The organism is Pseudomonas sp. FSL R10-2964 (assembly GCF_009600035.1).
Lineage (GTDB): Bacteria > Pseudomonadota > Gammaproteobacteria > Pseudomonadales > Pseudomonadaceae > Aquipseudomonas > Aquipseudomonas bubulae.
Window position 1 is genome coordinate 1 of record NZ_WIWH01000034.1, and the last position, 22242, is coordinate 22242.

The following is a 22242-nucleotide window of genomic DNA, read 5'->3' on the forward strand; positions in this document are numbered from 1 at the left end:
TCGCTGGTTGCTCATGGCACCTCCTAATGGGCCTCATTTTAAGGCTTGGAGGTGTCTACGAAACTAGGGGCGATTCAGTGCATAACCGCTATGAGGGTGGCGGGACCGCTTGCAAGCCCTTCAAGAGCAACTCACCCTACGGCGTCTCACACTTATCCGAGTCAACCCATAAGGAAGAACGCAATGTTCACGAGGAGCCTATTGCTGAGTTTTTGCGCTGTGTTACTGGTTGGCTGCACGGGAAGGGGATTTCAACCGCCGGCTCCTGATTACACAAAATGGTACAAGGAGGGCGTATCGCAGACCGGGATCATTGCTGCGATGCGTGCGTGCGGATATACCAATGTTGATGGCGCGGGAGACAGGTCGCCAATCGATGTGAGGTTACTGAACTTCTATTGCATGAAAGACGCAGGCTACAAACGCAAAGATAACTTGGACATGTGCAAGCTCGGTCGTATTGGCGAATCGCCGGTGTGCGACGGCCGCCGTTAATCCATCACCAAAAGGACACAGGGAATGAACAATCTACGCAACGGACTGTATGGCACAGCATTGGTGTTGGCTGCAGTGTGCCAAGACCATGACCTTTGTGCCTCGGCCTGGCGTGGACTACATGGTGCAGGCCACCATGTCGGCGGACTGTTCGTTCCAGCTGGATGAATTGGAGGCGGGCGGCAAGCAGTGGGCGATGGTCCAACCGCAGCCAGCAGGGAAGGTGTCGATGTGCAACGCGATTGATAACTTCTAGCCGGAAATCTGCGCGGGTTGAATGCTGCGCGTAAAGTTCTTCAAAACACACGCCAACACCATAGGGGGAGATGGGCAAACAGTTATTGCTGACATCTGCGCTGCTAAGCGCTCTCGATACCATGCCGGCATTCCTTGTCCGGGACATGGTATCGATGTAGCTCTCTCACATACGTACGATGGGCGCCATTAAAAACGCCATTGATGACGTAGTAAAGATCACTATCAATTCTTATTTTTTACAATAAAATCAGATAGTTGAAAACAAACCTCACTCCCACTCAATCGTTGCCGGCGGCTTGCTCGACACGTCATAAGTTACGCGGGAGATGCCTTCGATTTCGTTGATGATCCGGCCGCTGACGGTTTCCAGCAGTTCGTAAGGCAGATGAGCCCAACGCGCGGTCATGAAGTCGATGGTTTCTACGGCACGCAGGGCAACTACCCAGGCGTAACGACGGCCATCGCCTACAACACCAACCGATTTAACCGGCTGGAACACTACAAATGCCTGGCTCACTTTGTGGTACCAGTCAGCCTTGCGCAGCTCTTCGATAAAGATGTGGTCAGCACGACGCAGGATGTCGGCGTATTCCTTTTTCACTTCACCCAGGATGCGCACGCCCAGACCCGGGCCCGGGAACGGGTGACGGTAGACCATGTCGTACGGCAGGCCCAGTTCCAGACCCAGACGACGGACTTCGTCCTTGAACAGCTCACGCAGCGGTTCAACCAGCTTGAGGTTCATTTCGTCCGGCAGGCCGCCCACGTTGTGGTGCGACTTGATGACGTGAGCCTTGCCGCTCTTGGCGCCAGCCGACTCGATCACGTCCGGGTAGATGGTGCCCTGGGCCAGGTACTTGATGTTTTCCAGCTTGCAGGATTCGGCATCGAACACGTCGATAAAGGTACGGCCGATGATCTTGCGCTTTTTCTCCGGGTCGCTTTCGCCAGCCAGGTTGTTCAGGAACTGGTCGGCAGCGTTGGCGCGGATCACCTTGACGCCCATGTTCTCGGCGAACATGGCCATCACTTGCTCACCTTCGTGCAGGCGCAGCAGGCCGTTGTCCACGAATACGCAGGTCAACTGGTCGCCGATGGCCTTGTGCAGCAAAGCTGCTACTACCGAGGAGTCAACGCCGCCGGACAAGCCCAGCAATACGTTGTCGGTACCAACCTGGGCACGGATGTTGGCAATCGCGTCTTCGGCGATTTTCGACGGCGTCCACAGGGCTTCGCAGCCGCAGATGTCGAGGATAAAGCGCGACAGGATGCGGCCACCCTGTTTGGTGTGGGTCACTTCCGGATGGAACTGCACGCCGTAGTAGCCGCGCTCGTCGCTGAACATGCCGGCAATCGGGCAGCTTGGAGTGCTGGCCAGAATGTGGAAGTCGGACGGCATTTTGGTGACCTTGTCACCGTGGCTCATCCACACGTCCAGACCGAACAGGCCGTCGGCATCGATATGGTCTTCGATGCCGTCCAGCAGGCGGCTTTTGCCAACCACGTCGACGCGGGCATAACCGAACTCGCGCAGCTCGGAACCTTCAACCTTGCCGCCCAGTTGCTCGGCCATGGTCTGCATGCCGTAGCAGATACCGAAAACCGGTACGCCCAGGTCAAATACAGCTTGTGGGGCGCGCGGGCTGCCGGCTTCGTGTACCGACTCCGGGCCACCGGCCAGGATGATGCCTTTAGGGGCGAATTCGCGGATCGCTGCGTCGTCCATGTCGAACGGGTGCAGTTCGCAGTAAACGCCGATTTCGCGCACGCGGCGGGCGATCAGCTGGGTGTACTGGGAACCGAAGTCCAGGATCAGGATGCGGTGAGCGTGAATGTCGAGGGCCATGACAAAATCTCGATTAATTTCAGAAACGACACGGGGCTGAATCAAACAGCCCCGGTGACTTAATTCGTATCGCACCCGGGTGTGAACCCGGGTGCGACCACTATCAACCTACGCGATAGTTGGGTGCTTCCTTGGTGATCTGCACGTCGTGGACGTGGGATTCAGCCATGCCAGCGCCGGTGATACGCACGAACTCGGGCTTGGTACGCATTTGTTCGATGTCGGCACAGCCGGTGTAACCCATCGAAGAACGCAGACCGCCCATCAGTTGGTGAATAATCGCCGTCAGCGAGCCTTTGTACGCCACGCGACCTTCAATACCTTCCGGCACCAGCTTCTCGGCACCCGCGGAGGAGTCCTGGAAGTAACGGTCAGAGGAGCCCTGGGATTGCGACATCGCACCCAGCGAACCCATGCCGCGGTAAGCCTTGTACGAACGGCCCTGGTACAGCTCGATTTCGCCCGGTGCTTCTTCAGTACCGGCAAACATCGAACCCATCATCACGCAGGAAGCACCGGCAACGATGGCCTTGGACAGGTCACCCGAAAAACGGATGCCGCCGTCGGCGATCAGAGGTACGCCAGTGCCTTCAAGGGCAGCGGCCACATTGGCAATCGCGCTGATTTGCGGAACGCCAACACCGGCAACGATACGGGTGGTGCAGATCGAGCCCGGGCCGATACCGACTTTAACTGCGTCAGCGCCGGCTTCAGCCAGGGCCAGGGCAGCAGCGCCAGTGGCGATGTTGCCGCCAATGACCTGAACTTCAGGGAAGTTCTGCTTGACCCAGCGAACGCGGTCGATCACGCCTTTGGAGTGACCATGAGCGGTGTCGACTACCACCACGTCAACGCCGGCAGCCACGAGGGCGGCCACGCGATCAGCGGTGTCCTTGCCGGTACCGACCGCAGCGCCTACGCGCAGACGACCCTGGTCGTCCTTGCTGGCCAACGGGTAAGCCTTGGCTTTTTCGATGTCGTTAACGGTCATCATGCCCTTGAGGGCAAAGTTGTCGTCGACGATCAGCACGCGCTCGATACGGTGCTTGTGCAACAGCTCGCGGGCTTCTTCCTTGTCGGCGCCTTCCTTGACCGTAACCAGACGCTCTTTAGGCGTCATCACGTCACGAACGGTAGCTTCCAGACGGTTTTCAAAGCGTACGTCACGGGATGTCACGATGCCGACCAGGTCGCCATTGTGCAGTACCGGAACGCCGGAGATATTGTGCTGGCGGGTCAGCTCAAGCAGCTCACGTACCGTGGCATCAGCCTCGATAGTGATCGGCTCTTTAACCACGCCGGCTTCGAAACGCTTGACCTTGCGAACTTCGTGAGCTTGCTGCTCGATGGTCATGTTCTTGTGGATGATACCGATACCGCCTTCCTGAGCCATGGCGATTGCCAGACGGGCTTCAGTTACGGTGTCCATTGCAGCGGAAACCAGCGGAATATTCAGTTCAATGCCACGGGTCAAACGAGTCTTTAAATTGACTTCGTTCGGGAGAACCTCGGAATAACCGGGGACGAGAAGGATGTCATCGAATGTGAGTGCTTCTTGGCTGATACGCAGCATCGCTGGGGCTCCCGAGCGGGAAAATGGAAGCGCGCCATTGTACTCAAAACCCCTGGATCTCTCAACGGAAACCTTTAGAGAGTTTTGCGCTAAGGGCCAATGATTAGCTGACTTTGAAGGCAGAAATTGAACCGTAGCAGCTGCCGAAGGCTGCGTCCGGCGGTGTAGCCGTCGTAAATCCATAGCACGCGTTTTTTCAGCTGAACCGCGTGCCCCGGACTTACGATCGCTTCGCAATCGAACGCAGCCTCGTTCCTTCGGCAGCTGCTACGGAATTTTCACCTCAGAGTTCGACTTTCACCCACGCCACCGGCTGGTCGAGCCAGTCGGCGAACTCGTCGAGAAAGCTTTGCTTGAATCCAGCCTCGGCCCAGTTATTGAAAATAAACCCAAGGTTGGAAAACGCACACGGCTGTAAAAACAGAAAACCGTTGATGTCGTCTTCGTGGGCGCACAGCGGACAGATGAAGTTGTCGGTACGCCCCGGCATCCAGTCTTCGAGGCTTTCAAACAGTGCCTCGCCCACTTCCTTGCGGCACTCGGCGCAACCGGCTTCTTCAAGAAAACCTTTGGCCGGTGTGTAGATGCAGCGCTTGGTGATGATCTCCAGGCCATTGACCGGCTGCCCGAAAGGCAGCGCCTCGGGGTACAGCACCACTTCACGGGCACCGGGGGCGATGGCGTAGGCCATGCCATTGCCAGTACGGCCGCAGGTGGTGAGCTCTTCTTCGATGATGTTCTTGCGCACCAGCCAGCGCACGATGGCCAGGGCACGCGGCTCATGCACCGGCAAGGTGGAGATTTTTGGAACGATGATGCTTTGCGAGTTCATGGGGTACGGCACATATGGATAAGAGCGACTACAGGGTTCAGCCACGCAGTTTAACTCAGGTAACGCGCAATCAGCGCAATGCCGCTGGCCAGCACCAGCCACGTTACCAGCCGCACAAACGCCTCGCGGGACAATTTGCGCGTCAGCCGGCGGCCAACCCACAGTCCCATTGCCATCGCCGGCAACAGGCAGGCGCCAAGCAACAACAGCTCGCCATCGGCATACACACCGGCAAGCACGAACAACGTAAGACGCACCACGGTGCTGCAACTGATCAACGCACTCTGGGTGGCGCGGGCAGCGTCTTTGGGCAAGCGGGCATTCAGATAAAGCGCATACAAAAAACCGCCACTGCCAAACAGCGCACCAAACAACCCGCCGGTGATACCCGTGGGGATGGCCCAACCGGCAGCGAGCCGTGCCGGCTTCACCTTCACCGCCAAACTGTACAAGGCGTAAGCGGTGATAAAAACCCCCATCAACAGCAACAACAGGTCGGATTTAAGGTTCAGCAAAAACACCACGCCCACCACACAGCCGATCGCCATGCACGGCAGCAAGCGCAGCAACTCGGATCGCACCACATCCCGGCGCGACGGCAGCCAGTTACCAAAGGCCGCCACAAAATCCAGCAGCACCAGCAGCGGGATGATTTTCGACAGCGGCAGGCACAGAATCAGGATCGGCCCGGCCACCAGCGCCGTGCCGAACCCGGCCACACCAAAGACGATATAGGCCAGGGCAATGGCCAGCTCCAGCAGCACCCACTCACCACCACTAAACGGCAAATCCATTGCTCTGCTTCCTTGTTTTTAGTGCGCAGACTTCTATCAGACAGGTGCAGTGATAACAATCCGCCCTTATGATGACCCGCATGATTAAAGACCCCTTTGCAAGACTCAATCTCGACCGGGAAGTCCTGACCGTCAGCCAGCTCAATGGCCGGGCGCGGGTGCTGCTCGAAGACGTGTTCAGCAATATCTGGGTAGAAGGCGAAATCTCCAACCTCGCCCGCCCGGCCTCTGGCCACGTATATTTCACCCTCAAGGACAGCGGCGCCCAGGTGCGTTGTGCGCTGTTTCGCAATAACGCTGCGCGGGTTCGTCAGGCGCTCAAGGATGGCCTGGCGGTCAAGGTGCGCGGCAAGGTCTCGCTGTTTGAAGGCCGTGGCGATTACCAGTTGATCCTCGACACTGTAGAACCCGCCGGCGACGGCGCACTGCGCCTGGCCTTCGATGCACTCAAGGAAAAGCTCGGCGCCGAAGGCCTGTTCAGCCCCGAACGCAAGGTCGCCCTGCCCGCTCACCCGCAGCGCATCGGTATTGTCAGCTCGCCCACCGGCGCGGTGATTCGCGACATCATCAGCGTGTTCCGCCGCCGTGCGCCACAAGTCGAACTGACCCTGATCCCCACCGCCGTTCAAGGCCGCGAAGCCACGGCGCAAATCGTCCGTGCCCTCAAGCTGGCCGATGCACGGGGCTTTGACGCACTGATCCTGGCCCGCGGCGGCGGCTCGCTGGAAGACCTGTGGTGTTTCAACGAAGAAGCCGTGGCTCGCGCCATCGATGCCTGCGTTACCCCTGTCGTCAGTGCCGTGGGTCACGAAACCGATGTCTCGATCGCCGACTTCGTGGCAGACGTGCGCGCGCCCACGCCTTCGGCCGCGGCCGAGCTGCTGGCACCGGACTCAAGCGACCTGCAACGGCGCATCGACAGCCTGCATCGGCGCCTGGTGATGCGCATTCGTGATCGCCTGATGCGCGACCGCTTGCGCCTCGACGGCCTGGCGCGACGCCTGCGTCACCCCGGCGAACGTCTGCGTCAGCAAGCCCAACGCCTGGATGACCTGGACATGCGCATGCGCCGGGCTTTCGAGCGCAGCCTGAATACTCGCCGCGAACGCCTGATCCGCCTCGAAACCCGTCTGGCCGCACAACATCCGGGGCGTCAGCTGGCCATGTTGCGCCAGCGTCTGGACAGCCTGGCCGAGCGCTTGCCCCGGGCCATGCGCGAAGGCCTCAAGGCGCGCCGCATGCAGCTGCAAAACCAGATGCAAACCCTGCATGTGGTCAGCCCGCTGGCGACCCTGGGCCGTGGCTACAGCATCCTGCTCGATGAAAAGGGCAATGCCGTTCGCCGGGCCGCGCAAACGCAAAACGGTCAGCGCTTGACCGCCAGGCTGGGCGAAGGCGAACTGCAAGTGCGCGTTGAGGACAATCACCTCACGCCTGTCACCCTTTCTTTACTGGATTAACCAATGCCACGTTTTTTCTCTGCCGTGCTGTTGCTGTGCCTGACTTTCAATGCTCAGGCGGCTGACAGCTATATCACCCGCCTGCTGAACAAACCGGTGCCCGGAGGGGTGGCCGTGATTGAACTGGGCAGCGGCGCCCAGGCGCCCAAGGCCAGCTATGACGGCAAGCCGGTCATGGTGATCAAGGAACAGGACACCTGGCGGGCGATTGTCGGCATCCCGTTAACGGTCAAACCCGGTAGCCAGCAGATCACCTCCGGCGGGCGCAACCTGAGCTTTGCGGTGGGCAGCAAAAAATACCCCGAGCAACACATCACCTTGAAAAACAAGCGTCAGGTCAATCCCGACCCGGCCGATATCAAGCGCATCGACAACGAGCTGGCGATCCAGATCAAGGCCTACCGCACCTTCAGCCCCAACACGCCGAGCAACCTGTTGCTGGACAAACCGGTCAATGGCCCGCTGTCGAGCAAGTTCGGCGTGCGCCGCTTCTTCAATGGCGAAGAGCGCAACCCTCACGCCGGGCTCGACTTCGCCGTACCTGCTGGTACACCGATCAAAACCCCGGCAGCGGGCAAGGTAATCCTGATCGGCAATTACTTCTTCAATGGCAATACGGTGTTTGTGGATCACGGCCAGGGCTTTATCAGCATGTTCTGCCATATGTCGAAAATCGACACCCGCGTGGGCCAGCAACTGGCCCGTGGCGATGTGGTGGGCAAGGTTGGCGCGACAGGTCGGGCCACGGGCCCGCATATGCACTGGAACGTCAGCCTCAATGATGCGCGGGTTGATCCGGCGATTTTCATTGGTGCCTTCACTCCCTGAGAAGCGCTCAAAAAGGGAAAATGCCTCGTGGCACGCGAGGCAAGCCCTCCCTTTAAATCACGCAATATCGAGCAAGACATTTATCAATACGCGCTATAAAAACGCGCATCTCTCGTCTTATTGAGCATTTATCTCAATATTTTTTATAGGCTTGCCATCTTTCCCGCCAATGGTTAGGGTTGAGCCTATGAACACACCTCACGTCCTCATTCTGCTTCGCCAACATCGCAGCCTTTGCCTCGTCAGTGCACGACTGCAAAGCTAGTTGCGGTGCCTCGCCTTCTGCTTTGTTTTTTTCCGGCTCGCCGCGTCTGAATCGCAGGCCTGCATATTAAGGATAGCCTGATGACCATGCTCAAGAATCCATCTTCCAAGTACCGCGCCTTCCCGGTCATTGACTTGCCCGACCGTACCTGGCCGTCGAAAACCATCACCCAGGCGCCGATCTGGTGCAGTTCCGATTTACGCGACGGCAACCAGTCGCTGATCGAGCCGATGGATGCGGTAAAGAAGCTGCGATTCTGGAAAACCCTGGTCAGCGTAGGCGTTAAAGAAATCGAGGCATCGTTCCCGGCGGCATCGCAAACCGACTTTGACTTTGTCCGCACCCTGATCGAAGACGGCCATATACCGGACGACACCACTATCCAGGTGCTGACCCAGGGCCGCGAAGACTTGATCGCCCGCACCTTCGAATCGCTGCGCGGCGCGAAAAAGGCCATCGTCCACCTGTACAACGCCACTTGCCCTGCTTTCCGCCGCATCGTGTTCAACCAGGACAAGGACGGCATCAAGGAAATTGCGGTCAGCGCGGCGAAGCTGTTCGTCAAATACGCCGCTCAGCAGCCCGAAACCCACTGGACGTTCGAATACTCGCCAGAGACCTTCAGTGCCACCGAACTGGAGTTCGCCAAGGAAGTGTGTGACGCGGTAATCGAAGTGTGGAACCCGACGCCTGAGCACAAGATGATCCTCAACTTGCCTGCCACCGTTGAGTGCGCGACGCCGAATATCTACGCCGACCAGATCGAGTGGTTCGGCCGCAATATCAATCGCCGTGACAGCGTGCTGATCAGCCTGCACACCCACAATGACCGTGGCACCGGTGTAGCCGCCACCGAGCTGGGCCTGATGGCTGGCGCCGATCGTGTCGAAGGCTGCCTGTTCGGTAACGGCGAACGGACCGGTAACGTCGACCTGGTGACCGTGGCCCTGAACATGTACACCCAGGGCCTGGATCCGCAGCTGGACTTCTCCGATATCGATGGCGTGCGCAAGGTTGTCGAAGAGTGCAACCAGATCCCGGTGCACCCGCGTCACCCGTATGTGGGCGACCTGGTGCACACCGCGTTCTCGGGTTCGCACCAGGACGCCATCCGCAAAGGCTTCGCCCAGCAGAAACCGGACGCCCTGTGGGAAGTGCCGTACTTGCCGATCGACCCGGCGGATATCGGTCGCAGCTACGAAGCCGTGATTCGGGTTAACAGCCAGTCGGGCAAAGGCGGGATCGCTTACCTGCTGGAACAGGAATATGGCATCAGCCTGCCACGTCGGATGCAGATCGAATTCAGCCAGGTGGTACAACGCGAAACTGACCGTCTGGGCCTGGAAATGACTGCTCAGCAGATTCACAGCTTGCTGCGCACCGAGTACTTGCAGGCCAACACTCCTTACGCGCTGGTCAGCCATCGCTTGCAGGAAGAGAACGGTCACAGTGCGGTCGAAGTCGAAGTCTCGGCCAAAGGTGACGGCGAGACCAATCTGCGCTGGAGCGGCAAAGGCAACGGCGCGCTGGAAGCACTGGTAGCCGGCCTGCCGGTCAATGCCGAAATAATGGACTACAACGAGCATGCGATTGGTGCTGGCACCAACGCCAAGGCTGCGGCTTATATAGAGTTGCGGGTCAATGGCGGCCGAGCCGTGCATGGCGTGGGCATTGATGAAAACATCACCACGGCAAGCTTCAAGGCATTGTTCAGCGCTCTGAACCGTTCCCTGAGCGAAGCCGAGGCGAAAGCCGCGTAAACGTTGGCCTGAAACGCAAAAGCCCCCAAGGTGAGAACCCTGGGGGCTTTTTATTGCATCATGACCGGCAATCACCAGCCCCTGTGGAAGCGGGCTTGCTCGCGATTCAGGCGGCGCGATTTGGCAGGCAGACCGCGGTGATGCCATCGCGGGCAAGCCACGCTCCCACAGGTTTACGTCGTACACACAAGCTGATAACTGCTTCTACAAATCAGCGCAGATCAAAACTGTCCGCATCCAGGTTGGCCGGGAAGCGCTCGCGGTAAGCACCCAATTCGCCCGCATTCAGGCTCATGGTAAATACGCCATCCGCCTCCCCTGCACTGAGCAGCGACTCGCCCTGAAAATCGAGGATATGACTGTCCCCGGTATACACCAGACCTTTGCCGTCCGTGCCCACCCGGTTCACCGCCGCGACATAACACAGGTTTTCGATGGCCCGCGCCGGCAGCAAGCGGTTCCAGTGCAACCGCCGCGCACCCGGCCAGTTGGCGGTGTACAGCAACAGGTCGGTGTCATGGGGGTCGCAGCTCCACACCGGGAAGCGCAGGTCATAGCAAATCAGCGGGCGAACACGCCAGCCCTTGACCTCAAACTGGACCTGACGCTCACCCGGAGTGAAATGCTCATGCTCACCGGCCATTCGGAACAAGTGGCGTTTGTCATAATGCAGCACTTCGCCATCCGGACGCGCCCACAACAGGCGGTTGCGGTGGCTGCCATCCGCCGCGAGCACAATCACGCTGCCCGTCACCACGGCATTGAGCCTTTGTGCCTGCTTGCGCAGCCACTCGGTGGTCGGGCCGCTTTCGGGCTCAGCAAGGGTACTGGACTCCATGCTGAAGCCGGTGGTGAACATCTCAGGCAAGACCACCAGGTCAGCGCCAACAGCCTGCTCAAGCAACTCTTCGAAATGATCGAAGTTGGCCTGACGGTCATGCCAGGCCAGCGTGGTTTGCACCAGCGCTACGTTTAAATCGGGTAATCCCTTTAGATCACGCATAGTTTCTCTGCTGCTTCACGCAGCGTCTCCTCGCGTTTGGCAAAACACAGTCGAACCAGCCGTTGCCCTGCGGGCGGGGCCTGGTAGAACACCGACACCGGAATGGTGGCTACACCATGCTCACGGGTCAGCCACACCGCCATGTCGACATCATTGAGGTCCGGACGAATTTGGGAGTAATCCACCAACTGGAAATACGTCCCTGCCACCGGTTTGAAAGTAAAACGCGATGGGCTCAGCAAATCACAAAACAGGTCTCGTTTGGCCTGATAAAACCCGGGCAACTCTTCAACGTGCTCGGGGTGGGCACTCATAAAGTCAGCCAATGCATATTGCAGGGGAGTGACCCCACAAAAACTGACGTACTGGTGAACCTTGCGCAATTCGGCGGTCAGAGCCGGCGGTGCCACGACATAACCGGTTTTCCAGCCCGTAACGTGATACGTCTTGCCGAAAGAGCTGACCACGAATGCACGATCGTACAGTTCAGGATGGGACAAAACACTGACATGGGGCACGCCATCGAACACCAGGTGTTCGTACACCTCATCGCTGATGAGGTAGATATCCCGATCAGCAATCAGGCGGGCCAACTGGTCAAGCTCGGCACGGCTGATCAAGGCACCACTGGGGTTGTGCGGGCTGTTGAGAATGATCATGCGCGTGCGCGGGCTCAGCGCATCTTCAAGCTTTTGCCAGTCTATCGAAAAGTCATCCAGCCCCAACTGCACATGCACACAACGGCCACCCGCCAGTTCGACCGAAGGCTCGTAGCTGTCGTAGCACGGATCAAACACAATGACTTCATCGCCAGCATGAATCACGGCCTGAATGGCGCAGAAAATAGCCTGGGTAGCGCCAGGGGTGATGGTCACTTCAGTGTCAGCATCCACCTGTGCGCCATAGCTACGGGCGATCTTGGCCGCCACTTGCTGACGCAACGCAGGCAGGCCGGTCATTGGGGAGTACTGGTTATGGCCACTGGCAATGTGCTGGCCAACTGCATCACGCAACGCCTGCGGGCCATCGAAGTCAGGGAACCCCTGAGACAGGTTGAGTGCGCCGGTTTCTGCCGCGAGCTGCGACATGCGCGTGAAGATGGTGGTGCCGACGTTCGGCAACTTGCTGGTGATCATGGCCGTTCCCTGTTGAGTTCCCGGCACTGACTGCGGCACAGGACCCACCGAGGATAGCCCAAACGCCTGACACGAAAAAGGGTCCTTTCGGACCCTTTCTCATTACGCTTTGAGCTTGCGCGGTTAGCGCTTGTCTTTGCGATTTTTCTCGGCTTTCTTGTGGTGCGACATCATGCGACGTTTCTTGTTGACCTGACGGTCGGTCAGCGAGTTCTTGTTGCCTTCGTACGGGTTCTCGCCACCTTTGAACTCGATGCGGATCGGCGTACCGACCAGCTTCAAGACGCGACGGTAGGTGTTTTCGAGATAACGGACGTAAGACTTCGGCACCTTCTCAACCTGGTTACCGTGAATCACGATAATCGGCGGGTTGGCACCACCCAAGTGGGCATAACGCAGCTTGATCCGGCGGCTGTTGACCATCGGTGGCGCGTGCTCGCTAACCGCATCTTCCAGAATCTGGGTCAGGCGGTTGGTCGGCCAGCGGGTAACCGCCGACTTGAAGGAGTTTTGCACCGACTGGTACAGGTTACCCACGCCAGTGCCGTGCAGCGCCGAGATAAAGTGGATATCGGCGAAGTCGACGAAGAACAGGCGACGGGTCAACTCGACCTTGACGAACTCGCGCTCGCTAGGAGTCATGCCGTCCCACTTGTTGATCGCGATAACCAGAGCCCGACCGGCCTCCAGGGCAAAGCCCAACAGGTTGAGGTCGTGGTCAACCACGCCTTCACGGGCGTCCATCACAAAGATCACCACGTTGGCGTCTTTGATCGCTTGCAGGGTTTTGACCACGGAGAATTTTTCAACTTCTTCGTGGATCTTGCCGCGCTTGCGCACACCGGCGGTGTCGATCAGCGTGTACTTCTCGTCGTTACGCTCGAACGGGATGTAGATACTGTCGCGAGTGGTACCCGGTTGGTCATAGACGATTACCCGGTCTTCACCAAGCATGCGGTTGACCAGGGTCGATTTACCGACGTTCGGGCGACCGATGATTGCGATCTTGATGCCGTCTTTTTCGCTAGGGCCCGGAATGCGCTTGGCTTCCTCACCTTCGAGAACAACTTCTTCTTCGCCGTCTTCCGGCTCTTCTTCGTCACGCGGGAAGTTGCTCAGGGCAATTTCCAGCATCTGCGTGATACCACGGCCATGGGCACCGGCGATCGGGATTGCATCGCCCATACCCAGCGGCGCGAACTCGGCGCGAGCCATGTCCGGGTCGATGTTGTCGACCTTGTTGGCCACCACGTAGGAGCGCTTGTTACGTTTGCGAAGGTGTTCGCCGATCATCTGGTCAGCGGCAGTGAAACCCGCCTTTGCATCTACCAGGAACAGAACGACGTCAGCTTCTTCGATGGCCAGCAGCGACTGCTCGGCCATTTTTTCGTCCATACCGTGCTCGTCACCGGAGATACCGCCGGTGTCGACCAGAATGTAGGAACGCCCTTGCCACTTGGCCTCACCGTATTGGCGATCACGGGTCAGACCGGACAAGTCGCCGACGATGGCGTCACGAGTCCTGGTCAGGCGGTTGAACAAGGTGGACTTGCCGACGTTTGGTCGGCCCACCAGGGCGATTACGGGAACCATGCGGCTCTCCACTTCGTTATTTCAGAAAATACAAAAGCCGCTGCAAGGCAGCGGCCAGAGTTCGGAACAGCACAAATGTGCCGCAAACCTTGCCAGAGCAAGGCTGCCCGAGGCCCTAGAGCCTCAAGCATAGACGCCTTAGCGAATGGTCAGGGCTTCCAGTTTGCCGCTGTTACCAAACACGTAAATCATGTCACCGACCACCAGCGGACGTGCCCGAAGGCCATCACTGTCAACGCGGGTACGGCCCACGAAACGACCATCGACCTGGCTGAGCAGGTGCAGATAGCCTTCCATGTCACCGACTGCCACATAGCTGGAGAAGACCTCTGGAGCCGACAATTGGCGGCGTGCCAGAGCATCATTGCTCCACAGCGAGGTGGTCGAACGCTCGTCAACGCCTTCTACAGTGCCCGACGCCAGGCTGACGTAGACGCTGCCGAAACCTTGGGCGACACCTGCATAGCTGGAAGCATCACGCTGCCAGAGCACGCGACCCGATTCCATTTCCAGTGCCGCCATGCGGCCCTGGTAGCTGGCGACGTACAGTGTACCGCCAGACAACAGCAGGCCACCGTCGATATCGACAATGCGTTCAAGCTCGGAGCGACCCTGCGGGATGGCAACACGTTGCTCCCACACAGGCACGCCGTTGCGGGTATCCAGGGCGACCACTTTACCGGTCGACAAACCGCCGATGGCCAGGTGATTGGTCACCAGTGGCGCCCCCGTACCACGCAGGGTCAGCACGCCCGGCGTGCTGTCATACGTCCAGCGCTGATTGCCGGTGTCAGCATCCAGACCGATCAGACGATCGTCCTGAGTCTGTACCACCACCACATCACCGTTGGTCGCAGGAGGTGCAAGCACTTCGCTGTTAACGCGAGAGCGCCATTTTTCTTCGCCTGTGCTGGAATCCAGGGCAATCACGTCACCTTGCAAGGTGCCAAGCATGACCAGGCCATAGCCCAGGCCAACTGCGCCGGAAACAGGCAGATCGAGGTCTTTTTTCCACTCAACGTCGCCGTTCATGCGGTCCAGAGACATCACCACGCCCGTTACGTCAGCAGCGTAGATATTATTGCCTTCAACAGCCGGAACCAGCATGTTGTAGGTTTTGCCCTGACCGTCACCGATCGAGCGGCTCCACTGCTTTTGCAGCACGACTTCTTCTTTGAAGTCGGTCAGCTCCGCCGGTGGCAATTCTTTTTTGCTGTTGCTGCTGCAACCCGCGGCCAAAACGACCAGAGCCAGCAATGCTGCATGTTTCCATCGCATCACGTCACGCATCCCCTTTGGCCAGGTCATCGAGCTTGATTTGCAAGCCGCCTACTGCTGCTTCATCCGACAATCCGGCCTTGGCCTTCTCGTAGGCTGCACGCGCATCGTCAGTACGGCCCTGCTGCACCAGCAGGTCGCCCTTGAGTTCTTCACGGCTGGCCAGGAATGCCTTGTCCGAGTCGCCTTCCAGCAGCTTCAGGGCATCGTCAACCATGCCCTGTGCGGCCAGTACCTGAGCCAGACGCTGACGCGCCACTTCGCCCAGAGTGGCATTGGCCGGCTTGTCGACAATGACTTTCAGCTCGGTAGCCGCGTCATCAAGCTTGCCGTTATCCACCGCCACCTTGGCCACAAACAGGCCGCCAAATTGCGAATAGGCAGTGCCTGCGTATTCACTTTTCAGCTTGTTGGCCAGATCCGCCACGCGGGCCACATCCGGCTTGCCGTCAGGGGTGAGCGTGGTTTCAAGCAATTGTTGGTAGAGAACCGACGCACCTTGCGACTGATTCGCCTGATATTTGTGCCAGAGCTGCCAGCCGGACACCACTACCAGCGCAAGCAAGCCGCCAGTCAGCAGGGGTTTGCCGTTGCGCTGCCACCAGTCTTTCAACTCGCCCAGCTGATCATCTTCGTTACTCGACACCCCAACACTCCTTATTCGCTAAATCGGCTGTTTTGCAGCTTCAACCCTGCACGATGCAGGTGGCCAAGTGCTCGGCTAGAGCATCCCAGGCAATCGTTTGTTGTTCGCCCTGGCCACGCAGGGGTTTTACACCTACCACTTGCTGGGCCAATTCGTCGTCACCCAGGATCAGCGCAAACAGTGCACCGCTCTTGTCAGCCTTTTTGAACTGGCTTTTGAAGCTGCCCGCACCGGCATTGATCTGCAGGCGCAGGTTTGGCAGTTGATCACGAACGCGTTCGCTCAAAGCCAGGGCTGCCAGTTCGGCGGCTTCGCCGAAAGCACACAGGTAAACATCGACCTGACGTGCGATTTCTTCGGGGATCTGCTCAAGGGTTTCGAGCAGCAGGATCAGGCGCTCGATGCCCATGGCAAAACCGACACCGGCAGTAGGCTTGCCGCCCATCTGCTCGACCAGGCCATCATAACGACCGCCCGCACACACGGTGCCCTGGGCGCCCAGTTTGTCGGTTACCCATTCAAATACGGTCTTGCTGTAGTAGTCCAGGCCACGAACCAGCTTCGGGTTTATCGTGTACGGGATGCCGGCGGCATCGAGGCGAGCCTTGAGGCCCTCGAAATGCACGCGGGACTCTTCGTCCAGGTAGTCCACCAGTTTCGGTGCATCCACCAGAACCGCCTGGGTATCGGCGTTCTTGGTGTCGAGCACACGCAGCGGGTTGGACTTGAGGCGACGTTGGCTGTCTTCGTCAAGTTCGCTCAGACGCGAGGACAAATACTCGACCAGGGCCGCACGATAGCGCGCACGGGCTTCGCTGGTGCCCAGGCTGTTGAGTTCGAGCTTGACCGCATCGCGGATACCCAGCTCGCCCCACAGGCGCCAGGTCAGCACGATCAGTTCGGCATCGATGTCCGGACCATCGAGGTTGAACACCTCGACGCCAATCTGGTGGAACTGGCGATAACGGCCTTTTTGCGGGCGCTCGTGACGGAACATCGGGCCGATGTACCAGAGTTTTTGCACCTGGCCACCGCCGGTGATGCCGTGCTCAAGCACCGCACGCACGCACGCCGCAGTCCCCTCAGGACGCAGCGTCAGCGAATCGCCGTTGCGGTCCTCGAAGGTGTACATCTCTTTTTCGACGATATCGGTCACTTCACCGATCGAGCGTTTGAACAGCTCGGTGAATTCGACGATTGGCATGCGGATCTGCTTGTAACCGTAGTTATCCAGCAAACGCGAAACCTTGCTCTCGAAGTAGCGCCACAGAGGCGTCTGCTCCGGCAGGATGTCGTTCATGCCACGAATGGCTTGCAAAGACTTGCTCACAATAAATCCTTTATTCGTCTGGTTAGCCGCGCGCGATAACGGCTGCGTCAGCTTCGACCTTTTCGGCCGCCTTCTGCCGGATCAGTCTTTCGAGCTCATCCACCAGATTGTCATTCGTCAGTTTCTGCGACGGCTTGCCGTCGATGTAAATCAGGTTGGGTGTACCACCGGTGAGCCCCACATGGGCTTCCTTGGCTTCGCCAGGGCCATTGACCACACAACCGATCACGGCAACATCCAGCGGCACCAGCAGGTCTTCGAGGCGAACTTCAAGTTCGTTCATGGTTTTCACCACGTCGAAGTTCTGCCGCGAGCAGCTCGGGCACGCGATAAAGTTGATGCCGCGCGAGCGCAGGTGCAAGGACTTGAGGATGTCGTAACCGACTTTTACTTCCTCAACCGGGTCTGCTGCCAGGGAGATGCGGATGGTATCGCCAATTCCTTCGGCGAGCAGCATACCTAGGCCCACGGCAGATTTCACTGTGCCTGAACGCAAACCACCGGCTTCGGTAATGCCCAGATGCAGCGGCTGGACGATTTCCTTGGCCAGCAGACGGTAGGCTTCAACCGCCATAAACACGTCGGAGGCCTTTACGCTGACCTTGAAGTCCTTGAAATTCAGGCGTTCAAGGTGCTCAACGTGGCGCAGTGCCGATTCGACCAGAGCGGCAGGCGTCGGTTCGCCGTATTTTTTTTGCAGGTCTTTTTCCAGGGAACCGGCGTTGACGCCGATTCGGATCGGAATACCGCGATCGCGGGCTGCATCAACCACCGCCCGCACACGGTCTTCGCGACCGATGTTGCCCGGGTTGATGCGCAGGCAGTCCACACCCAACTCTGCAACGCGCAGGGCGATGCGGTAATCGAAGTGAATGTCGGCGACCAATGGCACCTTGACCAGTTGCTTGATCCGGCCAAAAGCCTCGGCTGCGTCCATATCCGGCACGGAAACCCGCACGATATCGACACCCGCGGCTTCCAGGCGGTTGATTTGCGCAACGGTTGCAGCGACGTCATTGGTGTCACTGTTGGTCATGCTCTGCACAGCAATAGGGGCATCGCCACCTACAGGTACATTACCGACCCAGATTTTGCGCGATTCGCGACGTTTGATTGGTGATTCGCCGTGCATGACTTATTGACCCAACTTCAGACGAGCAGTCTCGCCACTGGTGAAAGGAGCGACATCCACAGGCTGGCCGTTATAGCTGACCTGGGCACCGCGGGCATAGCCCAGGCGCAAGCTCAGGGGTGGCTTGCCGCTCACTTCTAGATTTTCGCCCTTGCGCTTCAAGCCACCAAACAGCACTTTGCCCGTGCCGTCGGTCACTTGAGTCCAGCAATCAGCGGTGTATTGCACGCTCACTTTGCCAGCACCGGCAACCGGGGCGGCAGTGTCGGGCGCAGGCGCGGTGGACGTAACAGGTGCCACTACTGGCGCAACTGGCGCAACAGCAGCAGGTACTGGCTGTACCGGAACGGCAACGGGTGCCTGGGGCTCGGCAGCGGGAGCACCCGGCAATGCCAGTGCCGTGGTCGCGCCCTGCTCCGGCGCCGATTCGGCCGCCAGAGGTGTTTCGCCTTCGGCCTTGGCCTCGGCTACTGCCTGATCTTCAGGTTCGTCCAGCGGGTGGATGCGGGTTGTGCCGTCAGCCCCTTCGACTTCGACGTGTTCCGGAGCAAGACCAATCAGGTCCTTGGCGCGCATGGACGTCTGGTCTTGCCACCAGATAAAACCGCCTCCGACCACGGCAATCAACAGCAACAGGCTGACGATACGCAAAATGGTATGCGACACGCGCACCGGCTCTTCTATGCGACCCAGGCTGTGCACGTTGCTGCCGTTGGCATCAGTGCCGGTGTACAGGTCAAATTCACGCACAAGGGCGGCCTGGTCCATACCCAGCAATTTGGCATAGGCCCGGATATAGCCCCGGGCAAAGGTATGCCCAGGCAGTTTGTCGAACGCGCCCGTTTCAAGGTTGCTCAGGGAGCTGACCGTGAGGTTGAGTTTCAAGGCGACTTCAGCCAGCGTCCAGCCATTGTTTTCACGGGCCTGACGCAGAGTCTCACCGGGATTGACACGAGTCGCTGCTAGAACTTCGGGTTGCGCCGCTTTCATCATTGCTCCGACAGGTATTGCTGATATTCCGGCGTGCCGGGATAGAGTCGTTTTAGTTGCTGGCCATGGTTGGCAGTTGGGGTGCGGTCATCGAAAACACTCGCCAGTCGCGCACCGAGCAATAGACTACGTGCATTTTGCCCGCTAAGCAGGCTAAAACGATCGTAAAAGTCACGCGCCGTTACATATTGTTTGTCCTGATAAGCCATCTCGGCCATTTCAAGCAACGCACGGGGTTGTCGAGGGTTCAGGCGCAGTGCTTTTTCAAGCTGCTGGCGCCCCGCTTCAGGTTGCCCCAACTCAAGTGACGTTATACCCAGATTTTCGTAGATGCGGGAGCGTTCCGGATAAAGGTTGTCTGCTGCCGCCTTTTGAAACTGCACGCTGGCCTCCTGATAGCGCTGACGCTCAAACAGGAAACTGCCGTAATTATTGAGGATCCGGGCATCAGCTGGCCGACCGTTCAACGCGGTACGGAATGCCTGCTCGGCCAGGGCAAACTCCATTTCGGCCTGAAACACCAAGGCCAGTGCGGCGTTGGTGTCCGGGTCGGTCTTGTCGAGTTCAAGGGCCTTGCGCAAAGGGACTTTGGCCTGTTCGGTCATCCCTTGCTGCAAATAGCCCAGACCCAGCTGAACATAAGCCTGACGCGCCTCGTTACGCCCTTTGTCGCCAGCCATCGGGCTTGAATCGCCCGATGACACGCAGCCAGCCAAAAAGCTGACCAAAACGACCGGGAGCGCAGCGCGCAGGATCATGGATGTCCTCTCTCAGGGCGCAGAGGCAGCGTTTTGCGCTGTATCGGCGTCAGCACTCAGCTCACGCGCCGCGATCAGGCGCGAACTGCGGCGGGTACGGTCATTGACCTGACCTACCAGCTGCCCGCACGCCGCATCGATGTCTTCACCACGGGTGGTGCGCACGGTCACGTTGTAGCCAGCCTGCTGCAACAGCTCCTGGAAACGGCGAATGGCATTGTTGCTCGGGCGCTCATAGCCAGAATGCGGGAACGGATTGAACGGGATCAGGTTGATCTTGCACGGTGTGTCTTTAAGCAGCTCGATCATTTCTCGGGCGTGATCGACATGGTCGTTCACATCCTTGAGCAAGGTGTACTCAACGGTCAGCACGCGCTTTTCGCCCAGGGTCGCCATATAGCGACGGCAGGAATCAAGCAGCATGGCCAGCGGGTACTTCTTGTTGATCGGCACCAATTGACTACGCAGTTCGTCGTTAGGTGCGTGCAGCGACAATGCCAGCGAAACGTCAATGTGCTTGGCCAGCTCATCGATCATCGGCACCACGCCGGAGGTAGACAGGGTGACACGGCGCTTGGAGATGCCGTAGCCCAGGTCATCCATCATCAGGTGCATGGCAGAAATGACATTGTCGAAGTTCAGCAGCGGTTCGCCCATGCCCATCATCACCACGTTGGTGATGGCGCGGTCGATGGTTGCCGGAACGCTGCCAAAGGATTTGTTGGCAATCCACACCTGGCCAATCACTTCGGCGGCGGTGAGGTTGCTGTTGAAGCCTTGCTTGCCGGTGGAGCAGAAACTGCAGTCCAGGGCACAGCCAGCCTGGGACGAAACGCACAGGGTGCCACGTTTGCCCGAGGGAATATAAACGGTCTCGACGCAGCTGCCGGACTCTACGCGTACCACCCACTTACGGGTGCCATCGCTGGAGATGTCCTCGCTGACGACTTCAGGCCCACGAACCTCAGCAATGGCCTTGAGCTTGTCGCGCAAGGCCTTGCTGACGTTAGTCATGGCGTCGAAATCATCGACGCCAAAGTGGTGAATCCACTTCATGACCTGACCGGCACGGAAACGCTTCTCCCCGATTGAGTCGAAGAATTTCTCCATTTCCGGTTGAGTCAAACCCAACAGGTTGGTTTTGCCAGTCGTTGCAATCATGTCTTCACCCTCACTCACAAGCCAATACTTAGCGAGTGGTTACTTCAGTAGCTGCGAAAAAGTACGAGATTTCACGAGCAGCAGCGGCTTCAGAGTCGGAACCGTGAACAGCGTTTGCGTCGATGGATTCAGCGAAATCAGCACGGATAGTGCCGGCAGCTGCTTCTTTAGGGTTGGTAGCGCCCATCAGCTCGCGGTTCAGAGCGATAGCGTTTTCGCCTTCCAGAACCTGAACAACAACAGGACCGGAGATCATGAAAGCAACCAGGTCGCCGAAGAAGCCGCGCTCGCTGTGCTCAGCGTAGAAGCCTTCAGCTTCAGCTTTGGACAGTTGCTTCAGTTTGGAAGCTACAACCTTCAGGCCAGCGTCTTCGAAACGGGTAACGATCTTGCCGATAACGTTTTTAGCAACGGCGTCAGGCTTGATGATGGAGAAAGTACGTTGAACAGCCATGGTGTAACTCCAGAAACAGTGATTTAAGCGAAAAATTAAACCCGCGAATTATACGCGGGTTCTTGGGTATTGCATAATTACGTGCGTTGCAAGCTTAGTCGGCTTCTTCGATCCACAAACCCTGAATGGCTTCGAGCACCTTCTCTCCGCCGCGATCAGGGATATCGTCGAACTCCGGCAGCGCCATGACCAGATTGCGCAGCGTGACGAAATTCACCGAGAGCGGATCGACATCCGGGTGAGCTTCAGCCAGCTGGATCGCGATTTCCTGTACATCAACCCATTTAAGGCTCATGCCAATTCCTTATCAGTGCGGCGCTTCGGCAGCATGGTTGAGCGAGTATTTCGGAATCTCGACGGTGATGTCTTCAGTACCAACGCGGGCCTGACAGCTCAGGCGCGAAGTCGCTTCCAGACCCCATGCTCTATCAAGATAGTCCTCTTCCAGCTCGTCAGCTTCGTTCAACGAGTCGAAACCCTCGCGAATCACGCAATGACAAGTGGTGCAGGCACAAACACCACCGCAGGCACTTTCGATTTCAATGTGGTTGTCGTGGGCCACTTCGAGAATGGTCTTGCCGGTCTCAGCCTCTACAACCATACCGTCCGGGCAGTGCTCGGCGTGTGGCAGAAAAATGATCTGCGGCATC

22 protein-coding genes are annotated in these 22242 nt (G+C 58.3%); 5 read left to right on the forward strand and 17 right to left on the reverse strand.

The window, feature by feature from the left end; genetic code table 11:
• Window positions 1-183 precede the first annotated feature (183 nt).
• Window positions 184-495, forward strand: coding sequence for a hypothetical protein (locus GHN92_RS24230; RefSeq protein ID WP_010655636.1), 312 nt, complete (start codon window positions 184-186; stop codon window positions 493-495).
• Window positions 496-544: 49 nt separating this feature from the next.
• A complete protein-coding gene (locus GHN92_RS18025) occupies window positions 545-751 on the forward strand; it encodes a hypothetical protein (RefSeq protein WP_010655635.1) in 207 nt (68 codons plus the stop codon).
• Between the two features lie 270 nt (window positions 752-1021).
• On the opposite strand, the gene guaA is transcribed toward GHN92_RS18025, so the two are convergent.
• The 4 genes from guaA to GHN92_RS18045 all read right to left on the reverse strand — a co-directional run bounded on the left by guaA (window position 1022) and on the right by GHN92_RS18045 (window position 5798).
• A complete protein-coding gene (guaA, locus tag GHN92_RS18030; protein WP_095001455.1) occupies window positions 1022-2599 on the reverse strand; it encodes a glutamine-hydrolyzing GMP synthase in 1578 nt (525 codons plus the stop codon).
• Window positions 2600-2702: 103 nt separating this feature from the next.
• Window positions 2703-4172: an IMP dehydrogenase gene (guaB, locus tag GHN92_RS18035; protein WP_016779630.1), complete on the reverse strand. Its 1470-nt coding sequence runs from the start codon at window positions 4170-4172 to the stop codon at window positions 2703-2705.
• A gap of 283 nt (window positions 4173-4455) precedes the next feature.
• On the reverse strand, window positions 4456-5004 hold the full coding sequence (locus GHN92_RS18040; protein ID WP_133144814.1) for a sugar ABC transporter ATPase: 549 nt from the start codon (window positions 5002-5004) through the stop codon (window positions 4456-4458).
• A gap of 50 nt (window positions 5005-5054) precedes the next feature.
• Window positions 5055-5798, reverse strand: a complete 744-nt coding sequence (locus GHN92_RS18045) for a sulfite exporter TauE/SafE family protein (RefSeq protein WP_133144813.1) — start codon at window positions 5796-5798, stop codon at window positions 5055-5057.
• Window positions 5799-5878: 80 nt separating this feature from the next.
• On the opposite strand from GHN92_RS18045, the gene xseA reads away from it, so the two are divergent.
• The 3 genes from xseA (at window position 5879) to leuA (ending at window position 10111) form a co-directional block, all read left to right on the forward strand.
• Entirely contained in the window at window positions 5879-7258 is a 1380-nt protein-coding gene (xseA, locus tag GHN92_RS18050; RefSeq protein ID WP_095001630.1) for an exodeoxyribonuclease VII large subunit, read from the forward strand.
• 3 nt (window positions 7259-7261) lie between these two features.
• Complete coding sequence (locus tag GHN92_RS18055) at window positions 7262-8086, forward strand: peptidoglycan DD-metalloendopeptidase family protein (protein WP_095018339.1); 825 nt, start codon at window positions 7262-7264, stop codon at window positions 8084-8086.
• 345 nt (window positions 8087-8431) lie between these two features.
• On the forward strand, window positions 8432-10111 hold the full coding sequence (gene leuA, locus GHN92_RS18060) for a 2-isopropylmalate synthase (protein ID WP_095001460.1): 1680 nt from the start codon (window positions 8432-8434) through the stop codon (window positions 10109-10111).
• A 211-nt stretch (window positions 10112-10322) separates the two neighbouring features.
• On the opposite strand, the gene GHN92_RS18065 is transcribed toward leuA, so the two are convergent.
• From GHN92_RS18065 to fdx, 13 genes are all read right to left on the reverse strand, one after another.
• Complete coding sequence (locus GHN92_RS18065) at window positions 10323-11114, reverse strand: amidohydrolase (protein ID WP_153380724.1); 792 nt, start codon at window positions 11112-11114, stop codon at window positions 10323-10325.
• The gene (locus GHN92_RS18070) at window positions 11102-12250 is read right to left on the reverse strand and encodes a pyridoxal phosphate-dependent aminotransferase (protein WP_153380726.1); all 1149 of its coding nucleotides are present in this window, start codon (window positions 12248-12250) and stop codon (window positions 11102-11104) included. Before GHN92_RS18070 ends, GHN92_RS18065 begins: the two co-directional genes overlap by 13 nt.
• A 123-nt stretch (window positions 12251-12373) precedes the next feature.
• Complete coding sequence (der, locus tag GHN92_RS18075; RefSeq protein ID WP_016779615.1) at window positions 12374-13843, reverse strand: ribosome biogenesis GTPase Der; 1470 nt, start codon at window positions 13841-13843, stop codon at window positions 12374-12376.
• A 138-nt stretch (window positions 13844-13981) separates the two neighbouring features.
• Window positions 13982-15133, reverse strand: coding sequence for an outer membrane protein assembly factor BamB (gene bamB, locus GHN92_RS18080; protein WP_095001463.1), 1152 nt, complete (start codon window positions 15131-15133; stop codon window positions 13982-13984).
• Window positions 15126-15767, reverse strand: coding sequence for a tetratricopeptide repeat protein (locus GHN92_RS18085; RefSeq protein ID WP_178102644.1), 642 nt, complete (start codon window positions 15765-15767; stop codon window positions 15126-15128). Before GHN92_RS18085 ends, bamB begins: the two co-directional genes overlap by 8 nt.
• Before the next feature lie 40 nt (window positions 15768-15807).
• On the reverse strand, window positions 15808-17097 hold the full coding sequence (gene hisS / locus GHN92_RS18090; RefSeq protein ID WP_095001465.1) for a histidine--tRNA ligase: 1290 nt from the start codon (window positions 17095-17097) through the stop codon (window positions 15808-15810).
• 22 nt (window positions 17098-17119) lie between these two features.
• On the reverse strand, window positions 17120-18229 hold the full coding sequence (ispG, locus tag GHN92_RS18095; RefSeq protein WP_086795918.1) for a flavodoxin-dependent (E)-4-hydroxy-3-methylbut-2-enyl-diphosphate synthase: 1110 nt from the start codon (window positions 18227-18229) through the stop codon (window positions 17120-17122).
• A 3-nt stretch (window positions 18230-18232) separates the two neighbouring features.
• Window positions 18233-19219, reverse strand: coding sequence for a RodZ family helix-turn-helix domain-containing protein (locus GHN92_RS18100; protein WP_153380729.1), 987 nt, complete (start codon window positions 19217-19219; stop codon window positions 18233-18235).
• The gene (gene pilW / locus GHN92_RS18105) at window positions 19219-19977 is read right to left on the reverse strand and encodes a type IV pilus biogenesis/stability protein PilW (protein ID WP_095020373.1); all 759 of its coding nucleotides are present in this window, start codon (window positions 19975-19977) and stop codon (window positions 19219-19221) included. Before pilW ends, GHN92_RS18100 begins: the two co-directional genes overlap by 1 nt.
• Window positions 19978-19989: 12 nt before the next feature.
• Window positions 19990-21138: a 23S rRNA (adenine(2503)-C(2))-methyltransferase RlmN gene (gene rlmN, locus GHN92_RS18110; RefSeq protein WP_095001468.1), complete on the reverse strand. Its 1149-nt coding sequence runs from the start codon at window positions 21136-21138 to the stop codon at window positions 19990-19992.
• Window positions 21139-21166: 28 nt separating this feature from the next.
• A complete protein-coding gene (ndk, locus tag GHN92_RS18115; RefSeq protein ID WP_016779608.1) occupies window positions 21167-21592 on the reverse strand; it encodes a nucleoside-diphosphate kinase in 426 nt (141 codons plus the stop codon).
• 94 nt (window positions 21593-21686) lie between these two features.
• Window positions 21687-21887, reverse strand: coding sequence for a Fe-S cluster assembly protein IscX (iscX, locus tag GHN92_RS18120; RefSeq protein WP_016779607.1), 201 nt, complete (start codon window positions 21885-21887; stop codon window positions 21687-21689).
• 12 nt (window positions 21888-21899) lie between these two features.
• Window positions 21900-22241 carry an ISC system 2Fe-2S type ferredoxin gene (fdx, locus tag GHN92_RS18125; RefSeq protein WP_003443365.1) on the reverse strand — a complete coding sequence of 114 codons (342 nt, stop codon included), beginning with the start codon at window positions 22239-22241 and terminating at the stop codon, window positions 21900-21902.
• Between the last annotated feature and the right edge of the window lies 1 nt (window position 22242).